Raw genomic sequence first — 20,402 nt, 5'->3', positions numbered from 1 at the left:
GCATGCGCGCTCCGGATTGGCTGACAGCCCGGCCGGTCGCCCATCGCGGCCTGCACGACATTTCGCGCGGCATCGTCGAGAACATGCCGGGCGCGGTCCGGGCTGCGATCGCGGGCAATTTCTCGATCGAGGTCGACATCCAGCTCTCGGCCGACGGCGAGGCCATGGTGCATCACGACCATGCCCTCGGCCGCCTTACCGAGGCCAGCGGTGACGTGATCTCAAAGACCGCGGCGGAGCTGAAGGCCGTCAAGTTCAAGGACACCGACGAGCGGATGATGTCGCTCCCCGACCTCTGCACCATGGTCGCCGGCCGCGTGCCCCTGGTGATCGAGGTGAAGAGCCACTTTGGTGGTGACCGCAAGCTGGTGAAGCGGATGGCGGAGGTGCTGGCGTCCTATGACGGCCCCGCCGTCGGCATGTCGTTCGATCCCGACCAGGTGCTGGCGCTGCGCGAATTGCTGCCCTCGCGCCCGCGCGGCATCGTCGCGCAGCGGACCTATGAGGATGAGTACTGGGCCAAGCTGACCCAGGAGCAGCGCGACGGCATGCTGTACCTGCGCCATGGCTTCCAGACCCAGCCGCATTTCGTCGCCTTCAAGGTCGATCACCTCCCGGCCCCTGCGCCCTGGATCGCGCGCAACCTGTTCGGCTGCGCCCTGCTCGGCTGGACCGTCCGCACCCCGGAGCAGCGGACCCGGGTCGGGCGCTATGCGGACCAGATGATCTTCGAGGGGTTCGTGCCGTAGGGCTTGCCCGTGTCCCGGACAAGCAGCAACGCGTCAGCGTTGGGGCGCAGAGCCGGGACCCATCTCTCCACGAATCCGCTGCGGCATGGGCCCCGGCTCTGCGGCGCACCGCTAAAGGAGCGCTGCGCCGCGTCCGGGGCATGAGAGCCCGCCTGTTCCCGCCCCTTGAAGTCGCTGCTGCGATGCACGATCTTGGGCGCAATGGCATCATCCGAAATTACGCTCGAGGCCGTACCGTCCATTGGCGACATCTCGCCCGAGGATTGGGACGCCTGCGCCAATCCCGGCAAGACCTTTAACCAGAAGGCTTGCAACGGTCGTGGCGCGGGAACCTCATCCGCTCCTCCAGGCGATTCTCTCGGGCTCTCAAGACCTGCCTATAACCCATTCGTCTCGCACGCATTTCTATCCGCCATCGAGAAATCGGGTTCGGCCACGATCCGCACCGGCTGGGGTCCGCGGCATCTCGTGGCCAAGGTCGATGGCCGCGTCGCCGGTGTCGTGCCCTGCTATCTGAAATCGCACTCGCAAGGCGAATATGTCTTCGATCGCGGCTGGGCGGATGCCTATGAGCGCGCCGGCGGGCGGTACTATCCCAAGCTCCAGGTCTCGGTCCCCTTCACCCCCGCGACGGGACCGCGGCTGCTGGTCCGCGACGGCGACGACCCCGAGCGCATCACGGAGGCGCTGGCGAGCGGGCTGGTGGCGCTCTGCGGCGTCAGCAAGGCGTCCTCGGTCCACGTCACGTTCGCGCGGGAGACAGAATGGAAGCTGCTCGCCGAGCACGGCTTCCTCCAGCGCACCGACCAGCAGTTTCACTGGCACAACGAGGATTTTGCGAGCTTCGACGATTTCCTGGCGACGCTGAACTCCCGCCACCGCAAATCGATCAAACGCGAGCGGCGCGATGCGCTCGCCGCCGGCATCACTATCCACTGGCTCACGGGCAAGGACATCACCGAGGACGCCTGGGATGCCTTCTTCATGTTCTACATGGAGACCGGCTCGCGCAAATGGGGACGGCCGTATCTGACGCGCGAGTTCTTCTCGCTGATCGGCGAGACCATGAGCGAGGACGTGCTGCTGGTGATGGCCCGCCGCAACAATCGCTGGATCGCGGGCGCGATCAACTTCATCGGCTCGGACACGCTGTTCGGCCGCAACTGGGGCGCGGTCGAGCATCATCCGTTCCTGCATTTCGAGGTCTGCTATTACCAAGCGATCGACTTCGCGATCGAACACGGCCTGAAGCATGTCGAGGCCGGCGCGCAGGGCGAGCACAAGATCGCGCGCGGCTACCTGCCGCGCACCACCCATTCGGCCCATTTCATCGCCGATCCCGGCCTGCGCCGCGCCATCGACGATTACCTCAAGCGCGAGCGCGCCTATGTCGCGGAGGCCGGACGGGAGCTTACCGAGCTCGGCCCGTTCCGCAAAGGCGCCGACGAGGCGCCTTGACGGTTTGCCCTGGCTGGTGACAGTAAGCGCAAAATCTCGAGGAGCCGCCGGAGTTATCATGACCGCCTACGACACCAACAACATCTTCGCAAAGATCCTGCGCGGCGAGCTGCCCTGCAACAAGGTGTACGAGGACGAGCACGTCTTCGCCTTCCTCGACATCATGCCGCGCGTCCCCGGCCACACGCTGGTGATCCCGAAGGCCCCTGCCCGCAACATCCTCGACATCAAGCCCGACGACTACGCCCATGTCGCGCGCGGTGCGCACAAGATCGCAGCAGCCGCGATGAAGGCGTTCAACGCCGACGGCATCACTGTGCAGCAGTTCAATGAGCCCGCCGGCGGACAGGTCGTCTTTCATCTCCACGTGCACGTGATGCCGCGCCACGACGGCGTCGCCATGCTGCCGCCGGCGAGCCGCAAGGAAAACGCCAAGGTGCTGGAAGAGCACGCGGCGAAGCTGATCGCGGCGTTGAAGGCGGGGTAGCTCTTTTTGTCATTCCGGGGCGCGCGCAGCGCGAACCCGGAATCCATTTCACCGCCATCTCCGCCGCTCGATGGATTCCGGGCTCGACGCTTCGCGTCGCCCCGGAATGACGAAGGAGAGATTTCACTCGGTCTGGAAATCCCCTGACTGCGGCGCGGCCAGCGGCGTGAACTCGCAGCGATCGGGCTTGATGTCGATCAGCGGCGTGTTGTCGATGCAATCGAGCCCGCGCACCAGAATGGCATTGCCCTCGATACCGACCAGCTTCACGATCGAGGTGCCGATCGGATTGGGCCGCACCGGTGAGCGCAGCGAGAACGTGCCGCGGGTCTTCTCGTTGTTCTTCGGGCTCTGCAGGATGATGTCCCGGCGCGACTGGTCGAGCCAGTAGAGCACTTCGAGATTGCTGTAGAAATCGACGCCTTTGATCGCCGGGACGAACGGCTCGAAGATCTCGAGCCGGCATATCGGGCCATCCTGCCGTCCCTGCCGCGGCGTTTCCAGCCGCGACGTCCAGGGGGTACGGATGCGGCCGATGAAGACGAGGCCGGCATCTTGCGCCGGCGGCAGCTCGATGGCGACCTCGCCCTCGCGGAGCTCCTGTTCGCGAACCATATGTCCAGTTCCTTGGCTGTTCGCCGGCGGTTTTAGCCCAACCACCACTTGCCGGCCAGCATGAAGACTTCGCCCGTGACAACGCCCGCAAAGATCGAGCGGCGGGGCAGCAGGAAGACGACGAGCCCGGCACCGACCGCACCATAGCGCAGAACGTCAGGCACGGTGGCCAGCGCCCCCGGTGGCTCGACCACGATCTGGGCGATGACGCCGGCCAGGATCGCGGTGGCGACCGCCCTCACCCAGACCAATAGCTCGGAGCCCTCGTCGATGCCGCCGCCGAACCACAGGCCCAGCATGCGCCAGATCTGGTTGGGAACGACGCCGGCGACGAACAGCACGGCGAGCGCGTGCCAGTCGCCGATCGCTTGCGCAAAACTCATGCGCGCACCTCCCGCCACCAATGCACACCATACGCGATCGTGCCTGCCACTACGCCGCTGACGAGGATGTCGAGACCGGAATTCATCTTCGCCGCCAGCGGATAAAGCAAAATCCCGAGCGTCAGCGCCACGACATCGGCGACCTCGCGGCTGTTGCGTGCGGTCGAGAACAGGAACGACAGCGGCGTCAACAGCAGGATCGCCGCGCCAAGCGTCTGCGTCAGGTTGGCAGCGAGGAAATAGCCGACCGTATTGGCGGTGAGGCACACCGAGACCAGGCCGCAGCCGAGTCCATGCACGAAGGCGATGCGCCGCTCGCGCGGCACCTGCGGCAGGAAACGGTGACACTCGACCCACAGCGTCACGGCGGTGAGATGCGCGGCGAAGATCAGCTCGCGCCGTTTCGTCGCCGGGGTGCGCATCAGCGGCAGCACCGAGACCACCATCGGAAACAGGCGGATGGCGCTGACGGTCACCGCGATCGCCGACTGGATGATAGTGGCGCCCGAGCCGAGCGTGGTGATCAAAATGATCTGCGCCGGTCCTGCCCAGACGAACAGCGTCGAGCAGAGTGCCCAGAGCAGGCTGAAATGGGTGTCATGGGCGAGCGCGCCGATGCCGAGATAAGTCACGAACAGCACGATGGTGAGGATCGTCTGCGTGATCGAGCGCAGTCCCCACGCAAAGGCGCGCCACGGACTTTGCCATTGAGGTGAATCGAGCGGAGGAAGCGCCACGGAGGTTTTGGCCGGGGTGAGGAATGGTGCCCGCATAACGGGCAATGCGGCGCCGCGCGTCAAGGAATCGCGCGGCGGGGCTGGCATGCACCTCACACCCAGCCGTCATTCCGGGGCGCGCCACTTGGCGCGAGCCCGGAATCCATCAGGCCACAGAGATCGCTGCACGATGGATTCCGGGTTCGCGCCTTCGTCGCGCCCCGGAATGACGAGTAGAGAGAGACGCGCCCCTACCCGCTCACCCCCTTGTTCTTCAGCACGAAGCAGGCGCCACCCGCCTTGCGGATGCGGTTGCACAAATCATCAGCCTCGGCTCGGGTATCCGCCCCGATGCGGACCTGGTAGAAGGCGCGCGTGCCGCGGCTGCGCATCACCGAGCTTAGCAGGCTGGGATCACGCTCGCCGATCACGGCGCTCAGTTTCGTGACGGCCCGGGAATACATCGCCAGCGCCTTGTTGCGGTCGAAGCCGGCCGCGAGCTGCACACCCCAGATCTTTGCGGCGGCAAGCTCCACATGCTGCTCGAGCTCGGCGACGAACGGATTGGGAGCACGCTTGAGCAGCGCCATGAGATCACGGCAGCTCGTCGGCGGCGAGCTCGGCGGTCCCTTGCCGGTGCTGCCTGCCTTGGCCCAGGCATCGACGCTCGTGCCGGTGATGGCGAAGACATAGTTGCGGGTCTGCTCCGGCATCGGCCCGGTGCCGGCGAGCCATTCCTGCACCCTGCGCGGACCTGCGTTGTAGGCGGCCGCCGCAAGGCCGAGATTGCCGAACTGGTTGCGCAGCTCGTTCAAGAACTCCGCCGACTTCGGCAATGCCTGCACCGGATTGAACGGATCGAGCAGCCCGCGCTCGCTCGCAGTGCCCGGCATGAACTGCGCGATCCCCTGTGCATGCTCGCCGTTGCGCGTCATGGGGCCTACCGCATCGGCCTGGAAGCGGCTTTCCTGCCAGATCACCCGGGCGAAGAACTCGAGCGGGAGATTGGCATCGCGCGCGGCCGCCTCCACGATCAGGCAGATCGACTCCTGCGTGTCACTCTCGCGGGCGTCTTTCGGTTTCTCCGCCGGCTTCGCAGGTTCCTCTGTATTGGGAGGCGCGGCGGGGGCCGGCATCTCCTCTGCGAGCGCCGGCGACAGCACGAGGGCTTGGCACAAGACCGCGATAACCCGAGCTATTCGCATGGCATTGATGCTATCGGACAAATCGGACCTTGACTTGGAACCCCAGCCAACTAGCAACAGACGGCAGTATCAACACAGGTCCCGCCTGATGGTGACAATCTTTTTTGATCTCGACGGCACGCTGACCAACCCAAAGCCCGGGATCACCCGCTCGATCCAGTATGCACTGGAACGGCTCGGCGTTTCGGTGCCGAGCGAGGACGAACTGACCTGGTGCATCGGCCCTCCGCTGCTTGGGAGCCTGAAAAAACTCACCGGAACCGATGAGCTCGCCGACCGTGCACTGCTGCTCTATCGCGAGCGCTTCAGCGATATCGGCCTGTTCGAGAACGAGGCTTACAGCGGAATTACGGACACATTATCGTCGCTCGCAGCGACACGTCAGCGCATGTTCGTGGCGACCAGCAAGCCCGCTGTCTACGCCACCCGCATCGTCGATCATTTCGGCCTGAAGCCGTATTTCGAGCGCGTGTTCGGCTCCGAGCTCGACGGCACGCGCGTCGACAAGCGCGATCTGCTCCGCTATGCGCTGAATGAGGCCAAGGTCGATCCGCAGCGTGCGATCATGATCGGCGACCGCAGCCATGACGTGGTCGGCGCCCGCACCAACGGCATGACCGCCATCGGCGTGCTCTACGGCTATGGCAGCGAGGCCGAGCTGCGGGACGCCGGCGCGCATCACATCTGCGCGGCGCATCCCGAATTGCTCGGCCATTGCATGACCTAGTCGATCAGGCTCCGACGGTCTCCACCGCCGCCAGCATGCCCGTCTTTGGGTGACAGTTCAGATATTCGAAGAACTGTTCGTCGGCGGCCGCCACCGTCACCTCGTGATAGAGCCGCAGCTTGGCTGACGGCCCGAGCGTCGACAGATATTTCATAGCCGCGCCGAAGATCTTGACGTGGGTCGGATGCGACTCCGCCCAGCGTTCGAGCGCGGCGAGACTCTTCCACCAGCTCTGACCGTAGGACTTCTCGCTGACGCTGTCGGCCGCGAGCACCCGCATGTAGCGGTTGGCATAGCAGCCAATCGCGAGGCCATCATCGCGCAGAAAGTCCATGCCCTCGCGTAGCACCGGTTCGACGTCGTCGAGATAGAGCTTTCGCTCGGACGGCTCGGTATCGCTCCAGTCCTGCCCGGAGCGGATCAGGCAAAGATTGTCATGGCCCTTCACGCGCAGCCGCGCGCCGTCGCGGATCAGCTCAGGCGCGCCACCAGGCGCCATCGCATCGGCCTGCGACAGCGGGATACGGTCACGCATCCCACCCCAATAGGCGTGCTCCTGCACCTCGCCGCTCATGCCGTCGGCGATTACGGCGACGCCCTCGGGCCGGTCGGGCGAGGAGAACAGTGTCTCGTGCCGCGCCACAGCGGGACGCAGCACCTCGATGAAGGTGCCGAGGTCCTCGCGCACCCGGCCGGTCCACGCCTCCCTCGCCGGCGCGAACCAGGCATCAAAGCGTGCAACGTCGTCCCAATAAGCAACGGAAACGATATTCTCGCGGCCGGCCTGGTCGACGTAGTGCGCGCGGTCCCAATGCGACGGGCCGCCCACGCCCGCGAAGAGCCCTGCGATTTCCTTTAGTGCGCCCGTCGCCGCCGTCGGCGCCTCACCGTGATACTGTATGCCAAAATAGGCCATCACGACGCGGCTCACGGCCGGCTTGTAGCGCGCCACGAAGGACGGATATGGCGGCTGGTAATCGTCCGGCACGCGCTTGTGGCGCGTGCGTGGGGTTTCGAGATGCGCAGGAATTGCGGATTCCATGACCAAGCCCTCCCTGTGATCGGGCGATCAACTCGCCGCTGCGGCGATATCAGTCGGCTCTACCGTATCCACCGGCAGCGCGAACTCCTCCACGCGCTTGTACGGCTTCTTGTTGAGCAGCAGCCGCGTGACGTCAGGCCGTGAATAATGACCGGCGGGATCGGCAGCATTCTTGGCAACACCAATGGCGCCGAGATCGATCTCGGCGATCAGCAACCCCTCTTGGTCCGGTGCGAGCTTGTCGCCGATCTGGCTGCCGTCGGGACCATAGATCGCGGCAAAACCGCCGCCGGCATGCAGCAGCGCGTGCTTGTCCGGGCGGTCGCAGAGCTCGTCGATCATTGTTTGCGACACCGTCGCGCAAGGCGCGAGCACGAAGCAGGAGCCTTCCACGGCGTAGACGCGCGAAGCGGCGTTGTTGACCTCGGCGCCGAGCGCCGGCGCGAACGGATCGTAGAGCGAGAAGCTCGGCCACGCCGCGACATGGACCTGCTCGTTCTGGGCGTACATCGCGTATTTCGACAGCGGCTGGAGATGCTCCCAGCAGCACAGCGCGCCGAGGCGGCCGATGTCGGGCCGCGCATGCACGGCGAGGTCGCTGCCGTCGCCCTCGCCATAGACGGTGCGCTCGGCATGGGTCGGCCGCAGCTTGCGGCGCCTGGCGATGGTCTCGCCATCAGGGCCGATCAGCCATTGCGCGAGGTAAAGGCTGCCGCCGTCGCGCTCGGACAGGCCGATCACGGCGGTGAGCTTTGCCTTGCGTACGACCTCGCGCAGCCGCTCGGCCTGCGGGCTGTCATACGACAGCGAGTTGTCGAAATAGCGCTGCACGAAGCCGCGGCCGATCGCCCAGGCCGGCGAGTCCATCCAGATGTGCCAGGGGTAACCGGGGATGAAGGCCTCGGGGAAGGCGATCAGCTTGGCGCCCTTTTCCGCGGCCTCCCTGATCAGCGCGATCGACTTGTCGATCGAGGCGTCGAGATCGAGCCAGGCCGGCGCCGCCTGCACCACCGCAACCCTGTATTTCGGATGTTCGATGCCCATTGCCGCCTCCATTGCCGGTTGATCGGAAGCCACGTCCGATGCAGTCTATTTGGCCAAGCCGGACGGTCGGGCGCTCGACCGCAGCGGAACAAAAACTCGACTGGACGCGCTTCCGACCGGTACGGGATTTGCCTCCGGTCAGGCTGGATCCCAGGCGATTTTGCAGGGTGTGAAAGGGAGGCTCTCCAGATGCCAATCCAGTTCACGACGGACGGCAGCCCCGGCTACCGGCGGCTCGCCCTCTGGCAGGACATCGTCTGCGACGTCTTCGTCGGGCTCGACTGCAAGTCCGACCTCGGCAGCGCTTTCCATGGCTCGGTGACGCAAGCCTCACTGGGCAAGGCCGTCTGCTCCGATGTCTGCTCCGACCGCCAGCACGTGTTCCGCACGCCCTCGCGCATCGCCCGCTCGGATCAGGATTTTGTTCTCATCGCGCTCGGCAATCGCGGCGACGGCGGCGTGGTGCAGGACGGGCGCGAGACCGTGATCCATCCCGGCGAGTTCGCACTCTACGACACCACGCGCCCGTACGAGCTGAAGTTCAACGACAGTTTTACGCAGACCATTTTCAAGGTCCCACGCGAGATGCTGCGGCGCCGGCTCGGCGGCACCGAGACGCTGACCGCGATCTCGTTCGGCACTGACGCCCCGCTGGAGCGGCTCGCCTACGACTTCATCTTCAGGCTCTGCCAGAGCGCGGACCGGCTGGCACCTGACAACGCCGCCGCCTTGTCGGAGCAAGCCGTCGATCTCCTTGCGATGACGCTGAGCGAGCGGCTCGGCGAGACCTCGCTGCCGTCCTCGACCCACCGCTCGGCCCTGCTCTACCGATTGAAGGCGCACATCCGCGCGCATCTCTCCGATTCCGATCTCTCGCTCGGGGAGACCGCCGCCGCGCTCGGCATCTCGCCGCGTTACGTCAACGACCTCCTCGCCGACGAGGACACCTCTTTCCAGCGCCATATCCTTGCCGAACGCCTCGCCCGATGCCGGCGTGATCTCGCCTCACCCGTGCTCGCCCATCGCCACATCAGCGAGATCGCGTTTGCCTGGGGCTTCAACGACGTCTCGCATTTCGGCCGCGTCTTCCGCGAGCATTTCGGGATGTCGCCGCGCGACTTCCGGCAGAGCCAGTTGCGGCACTGAGATCTCATTTCAGTCAGCCATCATCCCGAGCCTTCGCTACCAGCGAAGGCAATGCTCGCCAATTCCAGATTGTCTTGCCTGGTGGCCTGCATCAGGCTGGCGCACATGAGGACTCACCACACCACAAGCGGATCGGAGCTGTTGCTGGGTGTGATCGCGATCCGGCTCGCGGTGCTGGTCCTGGTGGGCTGGAGCCTGACGCTGCTGCCGCGGCAAACGCGTGACAGCGAACCCGCGTGCTTGCCCTCACCGACGACGAGGCTCGAAGCTCAATCTTTGGTGAAGACACCCGGCTCGCACGTTGCCGATGCAGCATTCGACGACATGCGGCTGCACGACTAGGCCATTCCCAAGCAAGGCCGCTATGTGAGCACGTGATAGGACGCGGCGCCTGCTTGCACTATCCTCCGCCACCGAGCCGCGGCGATCAATCAGCGGTCAGCCAGGGAGCCAATCGATGGAATACCGACGCTTGGGCCGGTCCGGCCTCATGGTGCCTGCTTTGAGCCTGGGAACTGGCACCTTCGGCGGCGTCGGCCGCCTCGCAGCGTGGGGCACGACGGACGCGACCGAAGCGCGGCGGCTTCTCGACATCTGCCTCGAGGCCGGCGTGTCGATGTTCGACACAGCGAATGTCTATTCGCTCGGCGAGTCCGAGCGGGTGCTCGGCGAAGCCATCAAGGGCCGCCGTGACAAGGTCCTGATCTCGACCAAGGCGACGTTCCGCTTCGGCGACGGCCCCAATGACATCGGCTCATCGCGGCAGCATCTGCTTGCGGCTATCGACGGTTCGCTGAACCGGCTCGGCACCGATTACATCGACCTGTTCCAGCTCCATGGCTTCGACGCCTTCACCCCGCCCGAGGAGGTGCTTGCCACCCTCGACGTGCTCGTGCGCGCCGGCAAGATCCGCTACGTCGGCGTCTCGAATTTCTCGGGCTGGCACCTGATGAAGTCGCTCGCCGTCGCCGACAAGCACGGCTTCCCGCGCTACGTCGCCAACCAGACCTATTATTCGCTGATCGGGCGAGATTACGAATGGGAGCTGATGCCGCTCGGCCTCGACCAGGGCCTCGGCGCGGTGGTCTGGTCGCCGCTTGGATGGGGACGCCTCACCGGCAAGATCCGGCGCGGTCAGCCGAAGCCGGAAGTCAGCCGGCTGCCCAAGACCGCCGAATTCGGCCCGCCCGTGCCGGATGAGCATGTCTATCGTGTGGTCGACGCGATCGACGAGATCGCGAAGGAAACCGGCAAGAGCGTTTCGCAGATCGCGCTCAACTGGCTGCTCCAACGCCCCACCGTTTCGACGCTGATCATCGGCGCGCGTAACGAGACTCAGCTGCGCGAAAATCTCGGCGCGGTCGGCTGGTCCTTGACCAAGGACCAGGTGGCAAGGCTCGACGCCGCGAGCAAGGTGACGCTACCCTATCCCTATTGGCACCAGCGCACGACCTTCATCGACCGCAATCCGCCGGCGGTGTAGGGCAGTTGAGCTGCATCAAGCCCGCTTCCGTCGGCCGTGGCACCCTGCGGCCCTCGCGAGGCTGCCGATGCGCCGACTTGCCATGAAGGCCCTGTTCACGGTGCTCTCTCTCAGAAGGGCTGAGCGAGAGAGGATCGACTGGGATCGCCGCATCCTGATCTTATCGACGGCGGTGACGCTCGGGCTCATCGCCCTCTATGTCTGGGGCAAGGCGACCGCGCGCTGGTGACGGCGGTTCCGGAACCATCGCGGTCCTGCCCTGTTGGCGCAATACTCGGCCACTTGGCAGAGTCCGATTCGCAAAACCAGACGCCGCTCACAATGTCGACAGTCACCATCGAGCAGGCCGACGGACTGCCGCTGCCGCAGCGTCGATGGGCCATCCTCACCGTCGCGCTCGGCATCACCATGTCCGTGATCGACGGCGCCATCGCGAATGTGGCGCTACCGACGATCGCGGCCGACCTCGATGCGAGCCCCGCCTTCTCGATCTGGATCGTCAACGGTTATCAACTTGCCATCACGATCTCGCTGCTGCCGCTGGCCTCGCTCGGCGAGATCGTCGGCTACCGGCGCGTCTATCTGGCGGGTCTTGCGCTGTTCACCCTCGCCTCCGCCCTTTGCGCCGTCGCGCACTCGCTGCCGCTGCTGACCGTCGCGCGCATCATCCAGGGTTTTGGCGCGGCCGGCATCATGAGCGTCAACACCGCGCTGGTGCGCTTCACCTATCCGCATGCGCTGCTCGGCCGCGGCATCGCGCGCAACGCGCTCGTCGTGGCGGTGTCGGCCGCGATCGGGCCGACGCTGGCCTCGGGCATCTTGGCCGTGGGAAGCTGGCCCTGGCTGTTCGCGATCAACGTGCCGATCGGCGCGGTCGCCGTTGCGCTCGGCGCGCGCTGCCTGCCGCACACGCGCCTGGCGGCGCATTCATTCGACTGGCAGAGCGCGGGCTTAAGCGCCGTCACCTTCGGCGTCGGCATTTTCGCCGTCGACAGCGTCGGCCATGGCGAGCCGCTCCTCACTTGCCTGATCGAGTTCGGCGTCGCAGCGGTCGCAGGGGCGGCTCTCGTCTGGCGCGAGACGCATATGGCCGCACCGCTGCTGCCGGTCGATCTCCTGCGTATCCCGATCTTCGCCCTGTCGATCGCAACCTCGATCGCCTCGTTCTGCGCCCAGATGCTCGCCTTCGTCGCGATCCCGTTCTACCTCCAAAGCCGCTTCGGCTATTCAGCCGTGCATATGGGCCTTCTGATCACGCCCTGGCCGATCACGGTCGCGTTCGCCGCCCCGCTTGCCGGGCGCCTTGTCGAGCACTATCCGGCCGGCTTGCTCGGCGGCATTGGCCTATTGCTGTTCGCAGGCGGGCTCGCTTCGCTGGCGATGCTGCCAGACGTGCCAGGTGCATTCGACATCGCCTGGCGCATGGCCCTGGCCGGCTTTGGTTTCGGCCTGTTCCAGACCCCGAACAACCGCACCATGATCGCGGCCGCCCCGCGTGAGCGCTCCGGCGGCGCCAGCGGCATGCTGGGCACCGCCCGCCTGCTCGGCCAAACCACGGGCGCGGCGCTGGTCGCACTGTTCCTCGGCCGCTACCCGCAGGAGGGCACCAGGATCGCGCTGCTCGCCGGCGTCGGCTTTGCCCTGTGCGGCGCGCTGCTCAGCATGCTGCGGCTGTCACCCGCGGGCGCGCGCGGCGCCGAGCATATCCGGGTGCAGGAGGGCCAGCGGATGAAGGGAGAGTAAATCGGTCCCTCTCGCCAGTCAGAAAAAAGGCCGGCTGCGAAGCCGGCCTTTTCAAATCGTCACACGCCGATCAAGCCTTGACCAGCGGCCCCTTGGAGGTTGGCCCCTTCGAGCCGCCGGGACCGCCCGGCTTGGGCTTGCCCGGCGGGCGCCTACGGGCGCCCGGGAGCTTCTCTTGCTTCGGCGTGACCGGGCCTTCGACGAACTCGAAGCCGATCTTGTCCTTGGTCTCGTCGGCCTCGTCCTTGACCAGAACGACGCGCACGTGACCGCCACCCTTCAGCTTGCCGAACAGCACCTCGTCAGCCAGCGGCTTCTTGATGTGCTCCTGGATCACGCGGGCCATGGGACGTGCGCCCATCTGCTCGTCATAGCCGTGCTGGATCAGCCAGGCCTTGGCCTCCTCGGACAGCTCGATTGTGACGTCGCGGTCGCCGAGCTGCGCCTCGAGCTGAAGCACGAACTTCTCCACGACCGTGCCAATCACCTCGACGCTGAGATGGCCGAACGAGACGATGGCATCGAGGCGATTGCGGAATTCCGGCGCGAACTGCCGGTTGATCGCCTCGTGGTCGTCGCCTTCGCGCTTGGAGCGGGTGAACCCGAACGCCTGCTTGGCGAGATCCGCTGCGCCCGCATTGGTGGTCATGATCAGGATCACGTTGCGGAAGTTGACCTGCTTGCCGTTGTGGTCGGTGAGCCGACCGTGATCCATGATCTGGAGCAGCACGTTGTAGAGGTCTGGATGCGCCTTCTCGATTTCGTCGAGCAGCACCACGCAATGCGGATGCTGGTCGACGCCATCGGTGAGCAGGCCGCCCTGATCGAAGCCAACATAGCCGGGAGGCGCGCCGATCAGGCGCGACACGGTGTGCCGCTCCATATATTCGGACATGTCGAAGCGCAGCAGCTCGACGCCCAGCGCGGCCGCGAGTTGCTTGGCCACCTCGGTCTTGCCGACGCCGGTGGGGCCCGAGAACAGGTAGCAGCCGATCGGCTTCTCCGGCTCGCGCAGGCCCGCGCGCGCGAGCTTGATCGAGGCGGCAAGCGACTCGATCGCCTTGTCCTGGCCGAATACGGTGCGCTTCAGGGTCTGCTCGAGATGCTTGAGCACCTCGGCATCGTCCTTCGACACGCTCTTCGGCGGAATCCGCGCCATCGAGGCGATCGTGGTCTCGATCTCCTTGATGCCGATCGTCTTCTTGCGCTTGTTCTCGGCCACCAGCATCTGCGCCGCGCCGGACTCGTCGATCACGTCGATCGCCTTGTCGGGCAGCTTGCGGTCGTGGATGTAGCGCGAGGAGAGCTGCACCGCAGCCTCGATCGCCTCATTGGTGTACTTCAGCCGGTGGTAGTCCTCGAAATACGGCTTGAGGCCCTTGAGGATCGCGATGGCGTCCTCGACCGTCGGCTCGTTGATGTCGATCTTCTGGAAGCGCCGCACCAGCGCGCGGTCCTTCTCGAAGTGCTGCCGATATTCCTTGTAGGTGGTCGAGCCCATGCAGCGGATCGTGCCTGAGGCAAGCGCCGGCTTGAGCAGGTTCGAAGCGTCCATCGCCCCGCCCGACGTCGCTCCCGCACCGATCACGGTGTGGATCTCGTCGATGAACAGGATGGCGTTGGGATGCGCCTCGAGCTCCTTCAGCACCTGCTTCAGGCGCTCTTCGAAGTCGCCGCGATAGCGCGTGCCTGCGAGCAGCGTGCCCATGTCCAGCGAGAACACGGTCGCGGCCGCCAGCACTTCCGGCACCTCGCTGTCGACGATGCGCTTGGCAAGGCCCTCCGCGATCGCGGTCTTGCCAACGCCTGCCTCGCCCACGAACAGCGGATTGTTCTTCTGCCGGCGGCACAGCACCTGGATCGCGCGGTTGATCTCGGAATTGCGTCCGATCACCGGATCGATCTTGCCGTCACGCGCCTTCTTGTTGAGGTTGACGCAATAGGTCTCGAGCGCCTCGCCCTTCTTCTTGGCGTCCTCGTTGCCCTTGGTCTCGGTCTCCTCGTCGACGCCGCGCACGGGCCGCGCCTCGGAGACGCCCGGCCGCTTGGCGATGCCGTGGCTGATGTAGTTCACCGCATCATAGCGCGTCATGTCCTGCTCTTGCAGGAAGTAAGCCGCATGGCTCTCGCGTTCGGCGAAGATCGCGATCAGCACGTTGGCGCCGGTCACCTCTTCGCGGCCCGACGACTGCACATGGATTACCGCGCGCTGGATCACGCGCTGGAAACCGGCGGTCGGCTTGGCATCATCGGCGCCATCCGTCACCAGGTTCTCGAATTCGGTCTCAAGGTAGTTGACGAGGCTCGTACGGAGCTTGTCGAGATCGACGCTACAGGCGCGCATGACCGCGGCTGCATCGGAGTCGTCGATCAGGGAGAGCAAAAGATGCTCGAGCGTCGCGTATTGGTGATGACGCTCGTTTGCGATCGCCAGCGCACGATGCAGGGATTGTTCAAGGCTTTGGGAAAAAGTCGGCATTCGCGTCCTCTATGGCCCCCACCATCATGATCGTCATCGCCCGGTCAGGCAACAACAACCTTTGTCACATATAGTTATACAAGATCGCGGCAAAAGACCGGTTCCGCGACTCGGCGGCGACACACCTGCGGTATTTTCGATGCAAAACCCGTTCCGATTTGGGCGGGACTGGCGCCGGTGCAGAATTCCGTATTTTTGCCGGCGGCAACGGACATCGCGCGGCCGTCACGCGACAATCGCACCGCGGCCACACGAGAGCCGGCCTCAAACGCGTCGCAAGGCGTCTTACTTCTTTTCCATCACGCATTGCAGCGGATGCTGGTGCTTGCGGGCGAAATCCATCACCTGCGTCACCTTGGTCTCGGCGATCTCGTAGGTGAACACGCCGCACTCCCCGATGCCATGATGATGGACGTGCAGCATGATCTTGGTCGCGGCTTCGATGTCCTTGTTGAAGAACTTCTCCAGCACGTGAACGACGAACTCCATCGGCGTGTAGTCGTCGTTCAGGATCAGCACGCGGTACAGGTTCGGCCGCTTGGTCTTGGGCTTGACCTTGGTGATGACCGAAGTGTTCGGACCCGAGGGGGTGCCCGAACGGTTCTCATCGTTGCTCATGCGAGGAGCGTCGGCAGCGGCTGGCGCGGACAGGTCGAGGCTGGAAGTCAATTGCGGCATGGCACAGGCGTTCAAATTCCCCACGGAAGCGAATGGCGGCCACCGCGCGACCCCGCCCTTCGGAGCCTGGCGCAGGCGCGCCGCCTTGTTGGATCGCCGCTCCCGACAAATCCGGTCCAAGCCGGATCGTTCACCAGCAATATGGGCCTGCCCCCGGCTGGCCGCAAGCATGCGAAGGTCCGGCCGATGCGGCCGCGGCAGTCCCCGATTCCCGGTCCGGGCGATCTCGATCAGGTTAATCAATCCGGACCGATTTGACAAAAACTTCCGTCCGCCGCGTTTAGAACATGTTGACCAGGAACCGGGCCGTTAACCTCCCTGCGATGGTTTTCCGCCGATGGCTCCGGTTTTCGACGGTCCAATTTACCTACCATTCAACGGCGTGGCGCGAAATCGGGCAAAACACAGATTTCGGGGATCGTCATGTCTCGCTTGCCCCTCGTCAGGCGCCTTGGTCGACAACTCGCCCGCTTTGCAGTGGCCGAGCAGGGCAATATCGCCGTGATCTTCGCCATCGCGCTCGTTCCGGTGCTGAGCTTCGTCGGCGCCGCAGTCGACTATAGCCGCGCAGCCCAGGCGCGCTCCTCCATGCAGTCAGCCCTCGATTCCACCGCACTGATGCTTTCCAGGGACCTGTCGTCCGGCACCATCACGACGTCGCAGATCTCGACTAAGGCGCAATCCTATTTCGACGCCCTGTTCACGGGCACCAAGACCCTGCCGTCGGTCAGCGTCGCGGCCACCTATACCGCGAGCACCAGCATCGGCTCGACAATCCAGCTCACCGGAACCGGCACCTATACGACCAGCTTCATGAAGATCGCCGGCTTCCCGACACTCGACATCGGCACCACATCCACCAGCGCCTGGGGCCTGACGCGCATGCGCGTGGCCCTGGTGCTCGACGTCACGGGATCGATGGCCTATGACGATAAGATGCCGGCCATGCAGACGGCGGCGAAGAACCTGGTCGACCAGCTCAGCGCGCTCGCCAAGACCAACGGCGACGTCTACATCTCGATCGTGCCGTTTTCCAAGGACGTCAACGTCGGCAGCACCAACTATGACAAGTCCTGGATCGACTGGAGCGACTGGGAAGCGGTGAATGGCAGCTGCAGCGACAATTGGTACAAGCAACAATCAAGCTGCGTGGGTGCCGGCAAGACCTGGACGCCGAAGAGCCACAACAAATGGACGGGATGCATCACTGACCGCGACCAGGACTACGACACCAAGAACACGACTCCCGTGAGCAGCAATTCGGCCACGCTCTTCCCGGCCGACCAATATTCCTACTGCAATTCCGGCAACTCGGCCTACATCCAGCCGATCATGCCGCTCAGCTACGATTGGGCCACGCTCAAGTCCCTGATCGACAAGCTGGTTCCGACCGGCAATACCAACCAGGGCATCGGCCTCGCCTGGGGCTGGATGACGCTGTCGACCGGCGATCCCATGAATGCGCCGGCCAAGGACACGAACTACACCTACAAGGACGCGATCGTCCTGCTCTCCGACGGTCTCAACACGCAGAACCGCTGGTACAGCGGTGCTTCGCAGATCGACGCGCGACAGAAGATCCTCTGCGACAACGCCAAGGCCCAGCCCAACAACATCACGATCTATACGGTGCAGGTGAACACCGGCGGCGATCCGACCTCGAGCGTGCTGCAATATTGCGCCAGCGGCAGCGACAAGTTCTATCTGGTCACCTCGGCGAGCCAGACCGTCTCGGTGTTCAAGGATATCGGCACTTCGCTGTCGAAGCTGCGCGTGGCACGCTGACGGCCCCATCGCTCACAACAAAAAGCCCGGCTGGTTCAGCCGGGCTTTTCGATTCCAGGATGCCCTGAGACGCTACTGAGCGGCCGGGGTGAACTTCGACACGATGGTCTCGACCGGCTTGAACGCTTGCTTGGCGAGGTCGCTGTAGAGGCCGGCGATCTTCTGCGATTCCGCAACGAAGGTCTCGTAGCTGGAACGGGCAAAATCGGTCTGCGCTTCCATGGCCTTGTCCAGCGACTTCACGCCGGAAAGCTTCTCGACGAAGGACTTGGTGTCTTCGAACGACTTCTTCGTATAATCGCCATAGGCGCTGGCGATCGCCTGGAGGCCGTGCTGCACCGAGGTCGCGGAGGCAACGCACTGCTCGAACTGCTCTTTCCCGTAGTTCTGAAAGTCTTCAACCTTGAACATGTCGGAATCCTTTTCCCTGGCTCGCGTCGGGAAGCCCCGGCTCCCTGACTTCGCCCAAAATTAATGCAATGCACAAAAAAGTCAAGAATCTTGTGCGCCGCACAAAACTCGACGCAATTCGCAGAGATTCCCGGGGTTTCCCGCAAGGGTTCCTTAAGCTTTTGGAAACCGCGGCCCCCTACCCTGATTCCCTGGACGTGTTCACTTCCGCGAGCGGCCAAAAGCCGTTTGAGAACATCACCTTAGCCAGAACAGCGGCTCGGGTCCAACGTCCCCCGCGGCGAACACCAGCGGAGGGACAGCCTGAGCAGGTAATGATCCGGGTCCATTGGGCACAATTTCGCCTCACGGGCCGGTGATCAAGTCAGAAACGGGGACGGGGTTCCATGCTTCGTAAAAACTTGTCTTCCTCGCGCTTGGCGCGGGTTGGCGTTTTCGGGCTTCTTACGGTCACCACCGCAATCATTTTCACCACCGATGCAGCCGAGGCGCGGCGCCATCGCCGACACTATGCGCACCACCGGGTCCAGCGCGATGTGTCCGAGAGCGCCAGCCCGAAATTCGCGTCCATCATCATCGACGGCAATTCCGGCGCGGTGCTGCAGGCAACAAGCCCTGACGGGATCCGCCATCCGGCCTCGCTGACCAAGATCATGACGCTCTATCTGCTGTTCGAGCGCCTCGAATCCGGCAAGATGAGGCTCGACACCGAGATGCCGGTGTCCCAGCACGCCGCCGACCAGGATCCGACCAAGCTGAACCTGCGTGCCGGCCAGACCATTCGCGTCGAGGACGCGATCAAGGGCCTCGTCACCCGCTCCGCCAACGACGCCGCCGTGGTGATCGCGGAAGCGATCGCCGGAGATGAAGACGACTTCGCCCAGATGATGACGCGCAAGGCGCGCTCGCTCGGCATGTCCAGGACGGTCTACCGCAATGCCAATGGCCTTCCCAACGATGAGCAGGTCACGACCGCACGCGACCAGGCCACGCTCGGCCGCGCCATCCAGGAACGCTTCCCGCGCTACTATCGCTATTTTGCGACCTCGACGTTCAACTGGCGGGGACAGTCGATCCGCAACCACAATCACCTGCTCGGCAGCGTCGAGGGCGGGGATGGCATCAAGACCGGCTACACCCGCGCCTCCGGCTTCAACCTCGTCACCTCGATGCGCCGCGGCAACCGCCACCTGATCGGCGTTGTGCTCGGCGGCCGCAGCGGCGGCCCGCGCGACGCCATCATGCGCAACCTGCTCGCGGAGAACCTCGAGAAGGGTGCGCCCGTTCACACCGTCGCCGCGGTCACGGAGCGCAACGGCGCCGAGGCCAATACCGACGTCGCCGATGCGTCGGATGCTCCCCGCTCCGCCCCGCAACTCCAGGCCGGCGCGGCCCCTGCTCCCGAGGCTGCCCCGTCGCGCCTTGCCGCGCGCCTGTCGACGCTGGCCGCTGCGACTGCCGCGATGCCGCCGGCTCAGCACCGATCTGATGCCAACAAGCCCGAAGTTCGGCCGACGGAGTCCAAGGTCGAGCCTGCGCCGCTCACCAATGGCGTGATCTCGAGCCAGCCGCTCTCCATCATCCCCGGCTCGTCCGAGCCGATGAAGCCGGTTCGGGTCAAGACGGTTCAGGTCAAGGCCGGCGCCGTGAAGGTCGCCTCCGCGACCCCGGCCCAGGTTGGCGTCCAGGTCGCGCCGCCGGTCACCAGCACCATCCCGCCCCGTTCCGACATCGCGGAAACCTCCGGCGCCGTCGTCGCCAGGGCGGATCTCATCAACAAGCCGGAGGCGGTGAGCCAGCCGGAAGCACCGAAGGCCGAGATTGCCCGCACCGAACTGCCGCGGCAGCCGGCCGGCTTCGGCACTGGCAACGGCATCCTCGGGGTGCTGCCGGCCGCAACCGCCGCTGCAGCCGCTCCTGCCGCTCCGAAGCTCGCGTCCGCCGATCCGGCGCCGCAGCCGATCCAGATGAGCGCCACCACCAAGCCAGCCGTCACCCACAGCGGCTGGATCGTTCAGGTCGGCGCGCTCGAGAGCGAGAACGAAGCTCAGCAACGCATCGACGCCGCCCGCAGCTCGGCCCGCGGCCTGCTCAGCAAGGCTGACCCGTTCACCGAGCCTGTCGTCGCCAAGGACAATCGCAAGCTCTACCGCGCCCGCTTCGCCGGGCTCGAGCGCGACCAGGCCGAAGCAGTCTGCCGCACCTTGAAGCGCGCCGAGATCTCCTGCATCACGGTTCGCAACTGATCTCC

At 64.9% G+C, this 20,402-nt stretch carries 20 protein-coding genes; 11 read left to right on the top strand and 9 right to left on the bottom strand.

The genetic code is table 11. The annotated features are described in order from the left end of the window. Window positions 1-2 precede the first annotated feature (2 nt). The 3 genes from CVM73_RS17060 to CVM73_RS17050 all read left to right on the top strand — a co-directional run bounded on the left by CVM73_RS17060 (window position 3) and on the right by CVM73_RS17050 (window position 2,694). A complete protein-coding gene (locus CVM73_RS17060; protein ID WP_100233101.1) occupies window positions 3-749 on the top strand; it encodes a glycerophosphodiester phosphodiesterase in 747 nt (248 codons plus the stop codon). Window positions 750-950: 201 nt separating this feature from the next. Continuing rightward, window positions 951-2,207, top strand: coding sequence for a GNAT family N-acetyltransferase (locus CVM73_RS17055; RefSeq protein ID WP_100233100.1), 1,257 nt, complete (start codon window positions 951-953; stop codon window positions 2,205-2,207). Between the two features lie 58 nt (window positions 2,208-2,265). Further along, window positions 2,266-2,694 carry an HIT family protein gene (locus CVM73_RS17050; RefSeq protein ID WP_100233099.1) on the top strand — a complete coding sequence of 143 codons (429 nt, stop codon included), beginning with the start codon at window positions 2,266-2,268 and terminating at the stop codon, window positions 2,692-2,694. Window positions 2,695-2,817: 123 nt separating this feature from the next. Here the strand turns inward: CVM73_RS17050 and tsaA are convergent, their stop codons facing one another. The 4 genes from tsaA to CVM73_RS17030 all read right to left on the bottom strand — a co-directional run bounded on the left by tsaA (window position 2,818) and on the right by CVM73_RS17030 (window position 5,544). Further along, window positions 2,818-3,309 (bottom strand): tRNA (N6-threonylcarbamoyladenosine(37)-N6)-methyltransferase TrmO, encoded by a 492-nt coding sequence (gene tsaA / locus CVM73_RS17045; RefSeq protein ID WP_100233098.1) that lies wholly within the window; start codon window positions 3,307-3,309, stop codon window positions 2,818-2,820. 32 nt (window positions 3,310-3,341) lie between these two features. Continuing rightward, window positions 3,342-3,692 carry an AzlD domain-containing protein gene (locus CVM73_RS17040; protein WP_100233097.1) on the bottom strand — a complete coding sequence of 117 codons (351 nt, stop codon included), beginning with the start codon at window positions 3,690-3,692 and terminating at the stop codon, window positions 3,342-3,344. Further along, the gene (locus tag CVM73_RS17035) at window positions 3,689-4,429 is read right to left on the bottom strand and encodes an AzlC family ABC transporter permease (RefSeq protein WP_100233141.1); all 741 of its coding nucleotides are present in this window, start codon (window positions 4,427-4,429) and stop codon (window positions 3,689-3,691) included. The genes CVM73_RS17040 and CVM73_RS17035 overlap by 4 nt, the downstream gene beginning before the upstream one ends. Window positions 4,430-4,659: 230 nt before the next feature. After that, a complete protein-coding gene (locus CVM73_RS17030) occupies window positions 4,660-5,544 on the bottom strand; it encodes a lytic transglycosylase domain-containing protein (RefSeq protein WP_245452320.1) in 885 nt (294 codons plus the stop codon). Between the two features lie 157 nt (window positions 5,545-5,701). Between CVM73_RS17030 and CVM73_RS17025 the strand changes: the two genes are divergently transcribed. Then, complete coding sequence (locus tag CVM73_RS17025) at window positions 5,702-6,340, top strand: HAD family hydrolase (protein ID WP_100233095.1); 639 nt, start codon at window positions 5,702-5,704, stop codon at window positions 6,338-6,340. A 4-nt stretch (window positions 6,341-6,344) separates the two neighbouring features. Here CVM73_RS17025 and CVM73_RS17020 read toward each other — a convergent pair whose 3' ends face one another. Together CVM73_RS17020 and CVM73_RS17015 are read right to left on the bottom strand one after the other, a co-directional pair. Further along, a complete protein-coding gene (locus CVM73_RS17020) occupies window positions 6,345-7,382 on the bottom strand; it encodes a phenylacetaldoxime dehydratase family protein (protein WP_100233094.1) in 1,038 nt (345 codons plus the stop codon). Window positions 7,383-7,409: 27 nt separating this feature from the next. Continuing rightward, window positions 7,410-8,426 carry a carbon-nitrogen hydrolase family protein gene (locus CVM73_RS17015; protein WP_100233140.1) on the bottom strand — a complete coding sequence of 339 codons (1,017 nt, stop codon included), beginning with the start codon at window positions 8,424-8,426 and terminating at the stop codon, window positions 7,410-7,412. A 189-nt stretch (window positions 8,427-8,615) separates the two neighbouring features. Here CVM73_RS17015 and CVM73_RS17010 point away from each other — a divergent pair, with 189 nt between their 5' ends. The 5 genes from CVM73_RS17010 (at window position 8,616) to CVM73_RS16995 (ending at window position 12,798) form a co-directional block, all read left to right on the top strand. Beyond that, window positions 8,616-9,572 carry an AraC-like ligand-binding domain-containing protein gene (locus tag CVM73_RS17010; protein ID WP_100233093.1) on the top strand — a complete coding sequence of 319 codons (957 nt, stop codon included), beginning with the start codon at window positions 8,616-8,618 and terminating at the stop codon, window positions 9,570-9,572. Between the two features lie 51 nt (window positions 9,573-9,623). Continuing rightward, entirely contained in the window at window positions 9,624-9,914 is a 291-nt protein-coding gene (locus CVM73_RS17005; RefSeq protein WP_245452317.1) for a hypothetical protein, read from the top strand. A 115-nt stretch (window positions 9,915-10,029) separates the two neighbouring features. Next, a complete protein-coding gene (locus CVM73_RS17000; RefSeq protein WP_167406886.1) occupies window positions 10,030-11,055 on the top strand; it encodes an aldo/keto reductase in 1,026 nt (341 codons plus the stop codon). A gap of 67 nt (window positions 11,056-11,122) precedes the next feature. After that, window positions 11,123-11,284 (top strand): hypothetical protein, encoded by a 162-nt coding sequence (locus CVM73_RS40340; protein ID WP_167406885.1) that lies wholly within the window; start codon window positions 11,123-11,125, stop codon window positions 11,282-11,284. A 92-nt stretch (window positions 11,285-11,376) separates the two neighbouring features. Continuing rightward, window positions 11,377-12,798, top strand: coding sequence for an MFS transporter (locus tag CVM73_RS16995; protein WP_100233138.1), 1,422 nt, complete (start codon window positions 11,377-11,379; stop codon window positions 12,796-12,798). A 70-nt stretch (window positions 12,799-12,868) separates the two neighbouring features. On the opposite strand, the gene clpA is transcribed toward CVM73_RS16995, so the two are convergent. Continuing rightward, the gene (clpA, locus tag CVM73_RS16990) at window positions 12,869-15,277 is read right to left on the bottom strand and encodes an ATP-dependent Clp protease ATP-binding subunit ClpA (RefSeq protein WP_100233091.1); all 2,409 of its coding nucleotides are present in this window, start codon (window positions 15,275-15,277) and stop codon (window positions 12,869-12,871) included. Between the two features lie 285 nt (window positions 15,278-15,562). Beyond that, window positions 15,563-15,895 carry an ATP-dependent Clp protease adapter ClpS gene (gene clpS, locus CVM73_RS16985; protein ID WP_063194953.1) on the bottom strand — a complete coding sequence of 111 codons (333 nt, stop codon included), beginning with the start codon at window positions 15,893-15,895 and terminating at the stop codon, window positions 15,563-15,565. Between the two features lie 483 nt (window positions 15,896-16,378). Between clpS and CVM73_RS16980 the strand changes: the two genes are divergently transcribed. After that, the gene (locus CVM73_RS16980; protein WP_100233089.1) at window positions 16,379-17,740 is read left to right on the top strand and encodes a TadE/TadG family type IV pilus assembly protein; all 1,362 of its coding nucleotides are present in this window, start codon (window positions 16,379-16,381) and stop codon (window positions 17,738-17,740) included. Between the two features lie 72 nt (window positions 17,741-17,812). On the opposite strand, the gene CVM73_RS16975 is transcribed toward CVM73_RS16980, so the two are convergent. Beyond that, window positions 17,813-18,151 (bottom strand): phasin family protein, encoded by a 339-nt coding sequence (locus CVM73_RS16975; protein WP_061877269.1) that lies wholly within the window; start codon window positions 18,149-18,151, stop codon window positions 17,813-17,815. Window positions 18,152-18,537: 386 nt separating this feature from the next. On the opposite strand from CVM73_RS16975, the gene CVM73_RS16970 reads away from it, so the two are divergent. Further along, entirely contained in the window at window positions 18,538-20,397 is a 1,860-nt protein-coding gene (locus CVM73_RS16970; protein ID WP_100233088.1) for a D-alanyl-D-alanine carboxypeptidase, read from the top strand. The last annotated feature ends 5 nt before the right edge of the window (window positions 20,398-20,402 follow it).

It is taken from the genome of Bradyrhizobium forestalis, assembly GCF_002795245.1.
In the GTDB taxonomy this organism is placed as follows: domain Bacteria; phylum Pseudomonadota; class Alphaproteobacteria; order Rhizobiales; family Xanthobacteraceae; genus Bradyrhizobium; species Bradyrhizobium forestalis.
The sequence above is the reverse complement of the archived record's forward strand: the minus strand, read 5'-3'. Positions and strand labels throughout refer to the sequence as shown.